The sequence below is a fragment of the Marinomonas sp. TI.3.20 genome (genome assembly GCF_038155025.1).
Taxonomy (GTDB): Bacteria; Pseudomonadota; Gammaproteobacteria; order Pseudomonadales; family Marinomonadaceae; genus Marinomonas; species Marinomonas flavescens.
In genome coordinates this window covers 95,153-108,842 of record NZ_JBAKAS010000003.1, presented here as the reverse complement: position 1 = coordinate 108,842, position 13,690 = coordinate 95,153, and the positions used below count along the sequence as shown (strand labels likewise).

The following is a 13,690-nucleotide window of genomic DNA, read 5'->3' as shown; positions in this document are numbered from 1 at the left end:
AAAATTTACACTGTGTAATTCTTATTGTGAAATTCTAATTTAGTTTGTCGTAGACTAAAAATCAAGCAATTGGAACTCGTTAGCAATATCCCGATAAGACAGGTAGATGAGAAAAGGAAAGTAAGATGAAGCAATCACAAAATAAAAATAATGAAATGCAACATGGGCTAAGCCTATTGGTAAATGATGATTTCCGTCGCTTTCTTGATAACGATGTCCTGCCGCTTCGTGGCTTAGATGCTGAGACATTTTGGCATGAATTGACTTTGTTGATCGACGATCTAGCGCCCGTAAATCGCCAATTGTTAACAACGCGAGCTCGCCTGCAGCAACAAATTGATCAATGGCATAAAGAGCAACAAGGTCAGCCAATGGATGTGGCTGAGTATGAATCTTTTCTTAGGGAGATTGGTTATCTCGTACAAGCCGGTGATGATTTTACTGTGAGTACTGACAATGTTGATGAAGAAATAGCTCAGTTGGCGGGTCCTCAATTGGTGGTGCCACTGAAAAATGCCCGTTTCGCACTGAACGCAGTAAACGCTCGCTGGGGGAGTGTGTACGACGCCTTTTACGGTACTGATGTGATTGCCCATAGTGAGCAAGATTTGGCTGGTGGTCATAATACCCAACGAGGTCAACAGGTTATCGCCAAGGCTAAAGATTTTTTAGATAACACTTTCCCTCTTGATGAAGGCTCTCATCATGATGTAACAAGTTATGTTGTGTACTACCACCATATCTTGGCGTTCTTTGCTGATGGTCATCAAACCGGCTTAAAAACGCCATGTCAGTTTGTTGCGCTGAATGGTCAAAAAGCCGAGCCAGAGTCGATTTTGCTAAAAAATAACGGCCTGCATGTGGAGATCAAATTCGATCGTAATGGCAAAAATGGCATACACGATAAAGCTAATATCGATGACATCATCATCGAGTCTGCACTGACCACCATTATGGATTGTGAAGATTCTGTGGCCGCAGTAGACGCCGAAGATAAATTAGAAATTTATCAAAACTGGTTAGGTTTGATGCAAGGCACATTGGAGACTCGCTTTGAGAAAGATGGTGAAACTCATACGCGTCGAATGAATCCAGATCGTATTTTCACCGATTTAGAAAACGAAACATATTGTGTATCTGCTCGCTCCTTAATGCTGATCCGCAATGTTGGTCACTTGATGGAATCGGATTTGATCCAAGACTCAAATGGCGATTTTGTACCTGAAGGCATCATAGATGCGGTGGTTACCGCCTTGATCGGTGCATTGGATTTAGAGCGAGAAAAGGGCCTTAGTAATAGCCGTACAGGCAGTATTTATATCGTAAAACCGAAGATGCATGGACCAGAAGAAGTGGCGTTTAGCTGTGAGCTATTCTCTCGTGTTGAGCAGCTATTGGGCTTGGCGAAGAACACACTAAAGATCGGCATTATGGATGAAGAGCGTCGCACCACACTGAATTTAAAAGAATGCATTCGCATGGCGCAAGAACGGGTGGTGTTCATTAATACCGGGTTCTTGGACCGTACCGGCGATGAGATCCACACCAGCATGCAGGCGGGGGCATTTTTACCCAAAGATCAGATTAAAGCCCAAGCGTGGATTGGTGCTTATGAAGATCGTAATGTCGACATGGGGTTGCAATGTGGTTTGCAAGGTCGAGCGCAGATAGGCAAAGGCATGTGGGCAATGCCAGATGAGATGTCCGCGATGATGAAAACCAAAATTGCGCACCCGAAAGCCGGAGCCAATACCGCTTGGGTACCTTCACCAACGGCGGCGACTTTACATGCTTTGCATTATCACCAAGTGGATGTGTTTGCAGAGCAAGAGAAGATCAAGCAGCGCGCGCCCGTTACGTTTACTGATTTACTGCGGATTCCGGTTATTCAACCTGGCCAAGCTTTATCGGCCGACATCATCGAGCGTGAAATTGAGAACAATGTTCAAGGTCTATTGGGGTATGTGGTGCGCTGGGTAGAAGCGGGTATTGGCTGCTCAAAAGTGCCTGATATTAACAACACGGCCCTAATGGAAGACCGTGCCACCTTGCGTATCTCTAGCCAACATTTGGCGAACTGGTTGCTGCACGGCATTTGCAATAAAAACCAGTTGATGGCGGTGATGGAGCGAATGGCAAAAGTGGTCGATGAGCAAAACAAAAATACGCCAGATTATCAGCCAATGGCCCCAGCCGGAATGACGGCCAACGAGCATTCAAGTTTCGCCTTTAATGCGGCGAAGGATTTGATCTTTAAAGGGACCGAACAGCCAAATGGCTACACAGAGCCTCTCTTGCATACCTACCGAGTACGAGCGAAAGCCGCTGCTAAAGAGTAAAGGTAAGGCAAGCAAGACCATAGAGAGCAAAAGACAACGTATCTGAATTTGATGATTTAACAAATATTGGCTGTTGCCAAAGAAATTAAAAACCTAACCTAAAATAAGAGGGCTTAACCATGCAAACTTACAAAAACAAAACTCAGCAGGCAGCACAGACTATTCAGCAACAAGGTACATGGGGGGCGATTAACCCTGAAAACGTGGCCAGAATGCAATTGCAGAATCGTTTTACCAGTGGTTTAGACATCGCCAAATACACGGCTAAAATCATGCGTGAAGACATGGCAAGCTACGATAACGATGCAGGGAATTACACCCAGTCTTTAGGTTGCTGGCACGGTTTTATCGGCCAACAGAAAATGATCTCTATTAAGAAGCATTTTGGTACCACACGCAGCCGTTACCTGTACCTATCAGGTTGGATGGTGGCGGCAATGCGTTCTGAATTTGGCCCTTTACCAGATCAGTCTATGCATGAGAAAACCTCTGTACCAGCCTTGATCGAAGAGCTTTATACCTTCCTGAAACAAGCGGATGCACGTGAGCTACAGCATCTATTTAAAGACCTGGACGACGCCCGAGAAGCTGGCGATCAAGTGCGAGAGCAAGCGGCGCAAACGCAAATTGATAACTTTGAAACTCATGTTGTCCCGATCATTGCGGACATCGATGCAGGGTTTGGTAATGAAGAAGCGACGTATTTGTTAGCGAAAAAAATGATCGAAGCGGGCGCTTGTTGTATTCAGATCGAGAACCAAGTATCTGACGCCAAACAATGTGGCCACCAAGACGGTAAGGTAACAGTGCCACATGAAGATTTCTTAGCGAAAATTAACGCGGTACGTTATGCGTTTATGGAGCTGGGAGTGGACGATGGTGTCATCGTGGCGCGTACTGATTCTTTAGGCGCTGGTTTGACGCAAAAAATCCCAGTATCTCGTGAGCCAGGCGATTTAGCGGATCAATACAACGCCTACCTAGATGGCGATGAAGTGACCTCGCTTGCAGACATGCAGTCTGGTGATATGGCCATTAAACAAGGCGATCGTTTAATCAAACCAACCCGTTTGCCAAATGGTTTAGTGCGCTTTAAAGCGGATACGGGCGCAGATCGAGTGGTATTGGATTGTATTACTTCATTGCAAAATGGTGCAGATTTGTTGTGGATCGAAACAGAGAAGCCGCACATTGGCCAAATCGCAGAACTGGTCAATCGTATCCGTGATGTGGTGCCTAATGCGAAACTGGTTTACAACAACAGTCCTTCGTTTAACTGGACGTTAAACTTCCGTCAGCAAGTATTTGATGCCTGGTTGGAAGAAGGTAAAAACACCGCGGATTACCAGCGTGATCAGTTGATGTCTTCTCAATACGATACGACAGAGCTCGCGATAGAAGCGGATGAACGTATTCGTTGTTTCCAGAAAGACGCGGCGCAGCAAGCGGGTATTTTCCACCATTTAATTACCTTGCCGACTTACCATACTGCGGCATTGTCTACCGACAATTTAGCGAAAGACTACTTTGGCGATCAAGGCATGTTGGGATATGTGAAAGAAGTGCAGCGTAAAGAGATCCGCCAAGGCTTGGCCTGCGTAAAACATCAGGACATGTCTGGCTCTAATATGGGTGATGACCATAAAGAGTACTTCTCTGGGGCGCAAGCACTGAAAGCGTCAGGTAAAGATAATACGATGAATCAGTTCGCCGTATCTTCTTAAGGTTAGTTTATTCCCTTAGCTATTTTCCTTAAGTGTGTCTTTGTAAGGCCAGCAATATTGTGATTGCTGGCCTTTTTTTATGCGCAAAATAAAGTGTTAAGTAAGGCAGGCTTTGTTTGCCTTTTCTTTTTAAGCTACTTAGCATTAACCTAATAAGGTCAATAGGAGTAAGCCAGTGACACGAATAACGAACAAACTAAAACAGATTGCTATTATGGTTACCATCTTGAGTCTGTCAGGGTGCTCATTATTTTCAAATAATGGTTATGAAGGTGGAGATCACCGTGGTGGTGGGCCAACGGGGCCATTAACTGGATCTCTAAGTGCTAAAAAAAGTAATGGACCGATAGACAGCTCAGGTAAGAATGATAGTAAATACAGTGGTGGAGATCATCGCGGCGGTGGGCCAATTAGGCCATAGAGTAATAATTAATCTCTATAGTGATGTTCTTGTTTAGGATGAGAAAAAAGACAAAATTCAGCAAGTTATTAAGCAAAATGAAGATAATACTAAACTCTTTTTGGCTTTATGGTAGATTGATGAAATATAAACGGGTTCGACAGTATTCGAATAACAATATTATTAAAAATAGGCTCGTGATAAAACATAAGCCGTGCCTTTAGGGAGCCAACTATGCGCTTTAAGAACACCACTATTCTAGCTAGCTCAATTCTACTTGGAGCTATCACCACCCATGCTGTTGCTGCGGAATTTAAAGTCCCTGTTTCATACGAAATCATGTATGTTGACCTGAAAGATGGGGGAGATTTTGGTTCAGATTTTAAAGTTGATCTAAAGCCAGGGCATCATCAAATTGTCGTACGTTACCACCAGAGTGTTCGTAATAGTGGTAATTTAGATTTGTTTAAATCTGAACCAATTATTATTGATTTAGATATGAAAAAAGATGTGAATCTTGAGCTCAAAGCACCGTATATTCGCACTGATGAAAAAGCGTCTAATTACGCTGATAAACCGACGTTTACCATTGTTAATACGAAAGACGGCAGTAAGGTAGATTACAAAGAGAGAATCTTGCCTTTTAAATCTGGCTTTCAACCTACTCGTGATTATCTAGAAGAGATTAAAACTTTCACTGGTGTCGGTGTTGCCGCTGCGGCTAATTCTGCGGCAACGTATGCGCCTGCTCCTGCGCCAAAATCCGTTACTGAAGCCAATGAATTTCAGATGTTACAATTCTGGTTTAATAAATCAGATGAAGCAACTCGCAAAGACTTCCGTATTTGGATGGTAGATAACACGCATCAGCCGAAAGCTAAAAATACACAATTTGAGATGCTGACCTTCTGGTTCAATAAAGCGACACCAGTAGAACGTAAAGCCTTCCAAGTTTGGTTAGTTCAATAATATTGTTTATTGATTAAAAACAGAAAGACAAATTTAGAAACAAAAAAACCTGCAATTTGCAGGTTTTTTTTGTCTATTATTTTTTACTTAAGCGGTTTGAACTTCTGATTTATTGGCCAGTTTTTGATTGAACTTATCATTTACCCAAAGCGCTAATAGGATAATACCACCACCGATCGCAAGTCGAAGTATGTCGGCATCACGATTCCAAAAGAGAACGTTCACTAGTATGCCAGCAGGAATCAATAAATTATTCGCAATAGCAAGTGTTCCTATGTTGACTAACGTCGCTCCTCTATTCCAAGCAAAGTACCCTAAACCTGAAGCAATAATACCAAGGTAGGTCAAAATACCCCATTGCAATGGGGTTGTCGGTAATTTATCTATGTTGCCTAAGGCTAGGAAGCAAGGAATAACAACAATAAGAGCACCGATGAAAAACCAACCAAATATTGTTCGCTGTGGTATATCAGGGCGCTCTTTTGCCATGATACGTTTATAGCCCACTTGACCAGCAGCAAAACAAAGGTTCGCACCTTGTACAATGAGTAAGCCCTTAATAAAGCCTTCGTTAATACCTTGATAGCGAATGGCAATAGCACCTAGTACGGCTAATAAAGCACTAAAAAGAAAACCAATATTGAAGCGTTTGTCTAACAATCCATTCAGTAATGTAACGTATATTGGTGTCATAACCGTGAATAAAAGCACTTCCGGTACCGATAAATAGAGGAAGGATTGGTAGTAAAATCCGTACATTATGCCGAGTTGCAAGGCTCCACAAATCATCAGTTTAAAGGCAATTCTTGGCTCAATCTGACGAATTTTCAAGAACGGTAAAAAAACCATTGTGGCGAGCGCTACGCGCATTAGCACCGAAAACCAGGGGTCAACTTGTCCAGCGAGATAAACGCCAATTAAGCTGAATGAGAATGCCCATAGAAGGGTGACGGCAATAAGTATTGGCATAAGATTTGATTCCAAACAAAAGTTGCGCTAAGTCTAACCAGTTCGATCATTTGGGTAAATCTGTTTACCAAAATAAAATCTATGGTTTACTAATCAAGTAATTCACTAACTGAATGTTCGTAAAGTAAATTGACCGAAAATCAAATGCAGAGTGCATTCAAAATTGTGTGCTTTTATTGACATAGATTGGGGTTGTGTCGTGCTTGTTGGCTTGCGCTAGGCAAACCTTGATCTAGATTAACATTTTACTGCATCAGACTTGGTACCTTGCTCGTCATTGATATTTCATTTGACTAAAAAAAGGAATCTGATGATGAAAGCACTTATCCCTGTTGCTCTTGTTTCTGCACTTTGTTCTTCCGTTGCTCTTGCTCATAATGCAGGCGATTTTTTCGTGCGGGGCGGTGCCGCTATTGTTATGCCGAATGAAAGCAGTGATAAGGTGAATGGTGACGAGTTAAAAATTAGTAATGATACCCAATTAGCAGCTACCTTGACTTACATGGCGACTGACAATATGGGGGTTGAATTGCTGTTAGCGACGCCATTTACTCATGATGTCTCTACAAAAGGCTATGGCAAGGTCGCAGAAGTTTCTCAGTTACCACCTTCTTTGATGGCGCAATATTATTTTGGTAAAGCCGACAGTAAAATTCGCCCTTATGTTGGAGCGGGTGTTAACTACACTTTCTTCTTTGACGAGAAAGGCAAGGGTGCCTTAGCAGGCACAAATGTTAGCGTTGATGATTCTTTAGGTTGGGCTGCACAAGCGGGTGTAGATGCAAAAATTGCTAAGAACTGGTTTGCGAATGCGTCTGTTTGGTATATGGACATTGATACTGATGTTCGAACTGCAGTGGGCACAATTCATACAGAAATTGATCCAGTGTCAGTTATGGTAGGTGTTGGTTATACTTTTTAACACCCTAGTATAGGTTCTTTTTTTAAAGCCTTGATGTTGCCGCAGCATCAAGGCTTTTTTATTTCTAGAATCTTATGTAGAACTCATAAGCTCTTAAACTTTGATGATATTATTAGTGTTTTTTATAGTTAAACAGCTACTTTTTGATGACAGTCTAAAAAACCTTCCATGACGATATCAAAGAATCATTAATTCTAGGGTAATTATGAATAAGACAAGAGCTTCGTTGAGCGCAGCAGGGCTGGCTATTTTAATGGCTGGACAGCTTCTGCCATTGATCGACTTTTCAATAGTAAATGTTGCATTAGGCTCAATTGCTTCAGCATTGAATGCTAGCCATATAGAATTAGAGCTGATGGTTGCAGTTTATGGTGTCAGTTTTGCTGTCTGTTTAGCGATGGGAGGGCGATTAGGTGATAATTATGGTCGCCGTCGGTTGTTTAATACCTTAAAAGATAATTAAGTGCAAAACCCCACGGACAAACATACCAATTAAGCCGCCATATATTGCAACGCGCATCACCTTGTTGATACGTTTTCCTGCCGCAGCGAAAATAGCAATACCTGCAACATCTAATGGGTTTGTGGCAAATCCAGCCATCCGGTTTAGCTCAGTTACGCTAATAGCGCCCTGTTTTACAAGATCGATTGTGATGCCAACATAAGCGGTGCCGCCAGCAATGAATTTGGTTATTAGTGGCAGAACACTGGCTTCGGGTAAATGAATCAAACTTAAGGCAGGAGCTAATATTGGTGCTAAATAATCGATGACATGCAACGCTTTGAGTACGTTAACAAAAAAGATCGCAATAATTAACATAGGAACCATGCCGAGAGCGAGACGCATGCCTTCTTGCCCGCCATCGGACAGAATTTGTAAAATACTCTTTTTTCCCTCATAACTTGCTGTTGGAGCATCATCTTCATTTGTTATTTCGGAAGTGGACCAATTTTTTGTGAACAGATAATAAGTAACAGATGAAGCGGCTAATCCACCAATAAAAGAAGTACCGATTAATACACCGATATTTAACCCTACAGCCGCTAATGGAAAGGCAGCATTAGCTTGAGACATGGCGAGTACCATGGCTAGTGTGGCTGCCAAATGTCGTTCGTTAGTACCGTTTTTATCCATTAAGGAGAGGGTTGCAATGGGAGCGGCAAAACTGACAAAGGTAATTTTAAGGGCTGCAAAAACACCGAGTCCTGGAATGCCAAATAAACGTGACATTGGCGCCAGTTTATCGCATACCCAGCTTAAAATGCCTTTAGCATCAAGCAGCTTCATGATTGCTAACATGATGACCATCATAGGCATTAAAATATACAGAGCCATATTAAGCCCAGCTTTACCCGATACTAAAATGAGGGAAATAAACTGATCCACCAAATACTCCAGTGATTGGTACAAAACGGTAGGTAAGCGGCAATGTATAGAAAAATTATTGTAATTAGAAGGTTTGCTTTGGTTAATTTGTTATTAAAACCGCTTTTGAATACTTGTATGATACGCGATAGAAACTGTAAAGAGGGCGTTTCATGACGGATTCTTGGCTAATAAAATATGAAAACCAATGTCGCTTGTTTATTGAGCAAGAAAGCATTGCGGATGTGGCTCACGATATTCATCATATTGAACGGGTTGTAAAAGTAGCGAAGCAATTGGCGAGAGATGAGTCTGCTGAGTTGGCAATAGTGGTACCAGCCGCATGGCTACATGACTGTTTTTCATTGCCAAAAAGCCACCCAGATAGAGCCAAAGCATCGTCTATGGCAGGCGATAAGGCGGTCAAATTCTTAACTGAAATTGGCTATCCTGAGCAATATTATGCGCCGATCCATCATGCTATTTGTGCCCATAGTTTTAGTGCGAATATAGATCCTAAAACGCTTGAAGCGAAAATAGTGCAGGATGCGGATCGTCTTGATGCATTAGGTGCGATAGGTATTGCGCGTTGTATGCAAGTTAGCGGGGCGTTAGGGCGTAGTTTATATGCTTTAGAGGACCCTTTTTGTACTCAACGCCAGCCAAATGACGTCGAGTTTACAATAGATCATTTCTTTAAAAAGTTATTTCATATTAGTGCGACACTGAATACTGCAGCGGCTCGCAAAGAAGGGGAGCTTCGTGAAAGTAAGATGCGAGATTTTTTACATCAGCTAGCAAAGGAAATATGATGTAACCATCGCATTCAGGCTTTTGGCTTAGTGTTCAAAGTGGCAATATTTTTTACCATTTTTTCGCCTAGTTTCAAAAATCGCTCTAGTTCCTTATCGCTAATGCCAGATAGTATCTGGTTAATAGCGATATTGTCTGCGGCTTTCAATTCGAGATAATACTGAAGACCTTCCTCAGTTAAACGCAAATATTGACTGCGCTTGTCTAATGGATTGGCTTCTTTATAAATAACCTTGTGCAGCATTAGCTCTTTAATCAAACGCGCCATTTGTCCCTTGTCTTTATGTGTCATTTCAGAAAGCGCATGAGCCGTGCATTTTTCATTTTCATGAATGCCTTTAAGAATCATGAAGCACAGAGGAGACAAAGGAATCTCCTTTAGGCTCATGGTTTCTTTCATAGAGGTTTTTAAACCATAAATGATATTGATAAGGGTAAGCTGTAAGTCTGATTCGTTGTTAGGCATAATCTCATTCTTTTCATATCGATTAAGTGAGCTTTATTAATAAAAGTAGACTTAATCAATGTGTTTGGTTTTTTCAATTTAATACTAATCTTACAAAGACTGTTTGTACCAAAGAAAGTTCATAAGGTTTTGAAATTGCTTTTATTGATTTAGTTAGAATGAGTTTTCAAAAGAACTGAAATTTTGAAGAGGGGAGGCAACAAAAAAGATATAGATTATCTTAAAACGGCAGCCGACTTTATTTGAGCGATGACATTTTGTCCCTTTTTAAGGTTAAGTTTATCCGCGGATAACGCCGTGATATTTGCCAGAATTGGTGTATCTCCTGCTAACATTCTCACCATCATCATGCTGGGATCTTGGTCGTCTTTTACTAGATCATCGATCACTACCGCTAAGCGATTTAAAATACTCGAATTATCTTCGTTTGAAAGCGAAATACTGACATCTCTAGATTTGACTCTTAATCGCATCGTATCGCCTATTTTCTCTTCACTACTCTTTATCATCATATGGTGATGGGAAAAACTCACTTTAGAGAGTCCCCATTCTTTGTGTTTCTCAGTAATGGTTCCTGAAATGAGCACACTAGCGTCTTGGCTTTGTAGAAGATGTGTGGGTAATTTTCCAAGAATTTTTTGCGTTCTGCCTTGATCTATCACTTTTCCGTTATCTAGGATGACAAGGTAATCAGCGAGGCGAATAATTTCGTCAATAGAGTGGCTGATGTATAAAATAGGGATTTGAACGCGCCGACAGAGCGCTTCTAAATAAGGAAGTATGTCTTGTTTTAGACTTTCATCAAGCGCTGAAAGCGGTTCATCCATGAGTAATACTTTGGGTTGAATTAATAATGCGCGCGCAATGGCAATGCGTTGTCGTTCGCCACCGGATAATTGATTAGGGTATTTTGCTAGTAATGGTTTTATCCCCATTAAAGTGACTATTTCTTCATAGTCAATAATGGTTTGTTTTGTATTGGCTCTTTTTATCGCAAATTCTAGGTTTTCTTTTGCGCTTAAGTGAGAGAATAAACTGGCTTCTTGAAAAACATAACCAATCGGCCTTTTATGAGGAGGCAGCCAAGTCATTGTATTTTGCCAAACATCCCCATTGAGGCTGACTTCACCAAACTCACTTTTTTCTAGTCCAGCAATGCAGCGTAATAGTGTTGTTTTCCCCGATCCTGAACGGCCAAAAATGGCGGTTACGCCGTGGTTTGGTAGACGTAAGTCGGTATTTAAAGAAAAATGAGCTGTGTTGTTTTTGGTTAAGCGTATTTTTAAATCAGTCATTTTAGAAAGCACTTTCGATGACGGTATTTTTTCCGCGTTTTTGCAAAGCATAAAGCAGCGCTAAGACACAGAAAGCAAAGGCGACCATAATTAAAGAAAGAAAATGAGCCTGGCCATATTCCAGCGCTTCAACATGATCGTATATTTGTACCGATAACACGCGCGTTTCACCTTGAATATTCCCCCCTATCATTAATACCACACCGAACTCTCCTACAGTGTGAGCAAACCCTAGTATTGCCGCGCTTAGATAGCCAGGTTTAGCCAGTGGTAAAGCCACATAAACAAACCTATTCCATGGCGAAGCACGTAGTGTGGCCGCCACTTCTAGAGGACGATTGCCCATGGCGGCAAACGAATTTTGAATGGGCTGCACGACAAAAGGCAAAGAGTAAATCATTGAGGCGACAACAAGTCCTTTAAAGCTAAAAGGTAAAGGGGACATGCCTAATTCATTAAGCAGTGAGCCTAACGTTCCGTCAGGGCCTAAAAAAATGAGTAAGTAAAACCCTAGCACTGTTGGTGGTAATACTAAGGGCATGGCAACAATGGCATTAATAGGCGCTTTTAACCAAGACTGGGTTCTTGCTAACCACCAAGCAATGGGTGTGCTGATAATGAGTAACAAGCAGGTTACTAAAGCAGACAGCTTGAGTGTTAACCAAATTGCCGTTATGTCTCCAGGGCTCAGTGACATATAGGAAAAGCCTTATTTAATGGATGTTTGGTAGCCAAAGCTGGCAATTTTTTTCTGAATATCAGGGCGCATTAAAAATGCTAGAAAAGCAGTAGCCATTTTCTTTTGCTTTGATTTTTTTATGACCACAGCAGACTGCTTAATATCAGCATGAAAAGAGCTGGGTACTGTCCAAAAGCTGCCTTTTATGTCACCAGACAGTACTTGAGATAATGCCACAAAGCCTACATCGGCATTTTTAGTGTAAACGAATTGATAGGTCTGCCCAATATTTTCACCTTGTACTAATTTATCTTTTAGTGGTGACCAAAGGTTTAATTTTTTAAGTGTTTCTTCTGCCGCCTTGCCGTAAGGCGCTAATTTTGGATTGGCGATGGCTATTTTACGCGCATTTTTTAACACGTTCGCTATAGGCTCTACGGACTTCAGTTTGGCAGACCAGAGCGCAAGCGTACCTTTTGCGTAAACAGTTTGGCTTTCTTTTAATGCTAGGCCCATTTGAATGAGTTTGTTGGGCTTTGCTTGATCCGCAGAAAGAAAGACATCAAATGGAGCTCCGTGTTGAATCTGAGCATAAAACTTGCCGGATGAGCCAAAAGACAGCTGAATTTTTTGCCCTGTTTCTTTTTCAAACAAAGGGGCGAGCTTTTGCATTGGCGACGTGAAGTTGGAGGCGACAGCAATACGTAGAGGCTCTGCAAAAATGATCCCAGAGCAAAACATGAAAAAACTGATAGTGGCTATTTTTATGAATGAATAAAGGGGTATTCTTTCTCGTTTTCTTAAATCAAAAAACATCATAATTCACTCTCAGAATTAAAATAAATATAGGTTGATGTTAAATTGGATATTTCTTTCAAACATATCTTAATCTGTTCTGGAAAGAGTAAACCGAAGATGATAATGAGATGTCTTATTCTTGGCTAAAGAAGAGCATTATCCCTATTGGTAGTGCAGTTGTCGTGTTACTTTACTGGGATATGACTTGAGAATAAGGCGTTTTTACGCATAAACCAAACTGCGGCACGTTTCGTTATCATCGCTCAATAAGTAAGCGTATTCGTGAGCAATGTGTTTGTCATAGGCGAGCCCGTCGACACGAATGAAAAATGGACAATGATGCTATGAATACCGTTACATTGTGTTCTCTAAGTACAATTATCGCGTGCTGATATTCAGAAGCCACAAGGATAAGTGTTTACTCATTTTCTCAATATGATCATTTGTGTTGTGGCTTTACGTCACCCTAAGCAATCGCGCTATTGGATTCGATATTTTCCGCTATAAGCAAATAAAAATCGCCTTCTTCAAGACCAATTGTGGCACGTTTTAATGTTTTTCCCTGACAAGGTCCAGCGATGCACTGACCATCTGATGGGGTGAAAAGAGCACCATGATGGCGGCATTTTAAATAATCGCCATCGTCATCAAAAAAGCGTTCTGAATCACTGCTTAAAGAGCGTTTTTGGTGAGGGCAGCGATTTTCATAAGCAAGCAAAGTACCTTGCTGTTTCACAATGACAAAATCAGCGTGTTTAGCTTGGAAATGTAACGAGTTGCCTTCGGTTAAATATTTCGCGTTTGGAATAAGATGTTTATAAAACACAGGATCACCACACTTTTTAGACAAAGAATTAACTGGATTTAATGACGCTAATTTTTCCAGTGAGCCAGTTTGAATTTTGTAGATCTTTCAAATGAACACTTCTTCACAGGTAAATATTGAGCCA

At 41.4% G+C, this 13,690-nt stretch carries 14 protein-coding genes; 7 read left to right on the top strand and 7 right to left on the bottom strand.

All coding sequences use genetic code 11. The annotated features are described in order from the left end of the window. Nucleotides 1-125: 125 nt before the first annotated feature. From V6259_RS04690 to V6259_RS04675, 4 genes are all read left to right on the top strand, one after another. Nucleotides 126-2,339, top strand: coding sequence for a malate synthase G (locus tag V6259_RS04690; RefSeq protein WP_445928499.1), 2,214 nt, complete (start codon nt 126-128; stop codon nt 2,337-2,339). A gap of 119 nt (nt 2,340-2,458) precedes the next feature. After that, nucleotides 2,459-4,063 carry an isocitrate lyase gene (locus V6259_RS04685; RefSeq protein ID WP_341583507.1) on the top strand — a complete coding sequence of 535 codons (1,605 nt, stop codon included), beginning with the start codon at nt 2,459-2,461 and terminating at the stop codon, nt 4,061-4,063. A gap of 175 nt (nt 4,064-4,238) precedes the next feature. Beyond that, nucleotides 4,239-4,484: a hypothetical protein gene (locus V6259_RS04680; RefSeq protein ID WP_341583506.1), complete on the top strand. Its 246-nt coding sequence runs from the start codon at nt 4,239-4,241 to the stop codon at nt 4,482-4,484. 213 nt (nt 4,485-4,697) lie between these two features. Continuing rightward, the gene (locus tag V6259_RS04675; RefSeq protein WP_341583505.1) at nt 4,698-5,432 is read left to right on the top strand and encodes a YccT family protein; all 735 of its coding nucleotides are present in this window, start codon (nt 4,698-4,700) and stop codon (nt 5,430-5,432) included. Between the two features lie 87 nt (nt 5,433-5,519). On the opposite strand, the gene V6259_RS04670 is transcribed toward V6259_RS04675, so the two are convergent. Next, nucleotides 5,520-6,401 carry a carboxylate/amino acid/amine transporter gene (locus V6259_RS04670; protein WP_341583504.1) on the bottom strand — a complete coding sequence of 294 codons (882 nt, stop codon included), beginning with the start codon at nt 6,399-6,401 and terminating at the stop codon, nt 5,520-5,522. Nucleotides 6,402-6,711: 310 nt separating this feature from the next. Between V6259_RS04670 and V6259_RS04665 the strand changes: the two genes are divergently transcribed. Together V6259_RS04665 and V6259_RS04660 are read left to right on the top strand one after the other, a co-directional pair. Continuing rightward, a complete protein-coding gene (locus tag V6259_RS04665) occupies nt 6,712-7,323 on the top strand; it encodes an OmpW family outer membrane protein (RefSeq protein WP_341583503.1) in 612 nt (203 codons plus the stop codon). A 205-nt stretch (nt 7,324-7,528) separates the two neighbouring features. Beyond that, entirely contained in the window at nt 7,529-7,786 is a 258-nt protein-coding gene (locus V6259_RS04660; protein WP_133011967.1) for an MFS transporter, read from the top strand. On the opposite strand, the gene V6259_RS04655 is transcribed toward V6259_RS04660, so the two are convergent. Beyond that, nucleotides 7,772-8,710 (bottom strand): nucleoside recognition domain-containing protein, encoded by a 939-nt coding sequence (locus tag V6259_RS04655; protein ID WP_133011966.1) that lies wholly within the window; start codon nt 8,708-8,710, stop codon nt 7,772-7,774. The two genes, V6259_RS04660 and V6259_RS04655, sit on opposite strands and share 15 nt — an antisense overlap. Before the next feature lie 152 nt (nt 8,711-8,862). Here V6259_RS04655 and V6259_RS04650 point away from each other — a divergent pair, with 152 nt between their 5' ends. After that, the gene (locus V6259_RS04650; RefSeq protein WP_341583502.1) at nt 8,863-9,501 is read left to right on the top strand and encodes an HD domain-containing protein; all 639 of its coding nucleotides are present in this window, start codon (nt 8,863-8,865) and stop codon (nt 9,499-9,501) included. Between the two features lie 14 nt (nt 9,502-9,515). Here the strand turns inward: V6259_RS04650 and V6259_RS04645 are convergent, their stop codons facing one another. The 5 genes from V6259_RS04645 to V6259_RS04625 form a co-directional block, all read right to left on the bottom strand. After that, nucleotides 9,516-9,968 carry a MarR family winged helix-turn-helix transcriptional regulator gene (locus tag V6259_RS04645; protein ID WP_341583501.1) on the bottom strand — a complete coding sequence of 151 codons (453 nt, stop codon included), beginning with the start codon at nt 9,966-9,968 and terminating at the stop codon, nt 9,516-9,518. Nucleotides 9,969-10,183: 215 nt separating this feature from the next. Then, a complete protein-coding gene (gene modC, locus V6259_RS04640; protein WP_341583500.1) occupies nt 10,184-11,263 on the bottom strand; it encodes a molybdenum ABC transporter ATP-binding protein in 1,080 nt (359 codons plus the stop codon). A 1-nt stretch (nt 11,264) separates the two neighbouring features. Further along, entirely contained in the window at nt 11,265-11,960 is a 696-nt protein-coding gene (modB, locus tag V6259_RS04635) for a molybdate ABC transporter permease subunit (protein WP_133011962.1), read from the bottom strand. Between the two features lie 12 nt (nt 11,961-11,972). Then, nucleotides 11,973-12,761: a molybdate ABC transporter substrate-binding protein gene (modA, locus tag V6259_RS04630; RefSeq protein ID WP_341583499.1), complete on the bottom strand. Its 789-nt coding sequence runs from the start codon at nt 12,759-12,761 to the stop codon at nt 11,973-11,975. Nucleotides 12,762-13,206: 445 nt separating this feature from the next. Beyond that, a complete protein-coding gene (locus tag V6259_RS04625) occupies nt 13,207-13,566 on the bottom strand; it encodes a Rieske (2Fe-2S) protein (protein ID WP_341583498.1) in 360 nt (119 codons plus the stop codon). Between the last annotated feature and the right edge of the window lie 124 nt (nt 13,567-13,690).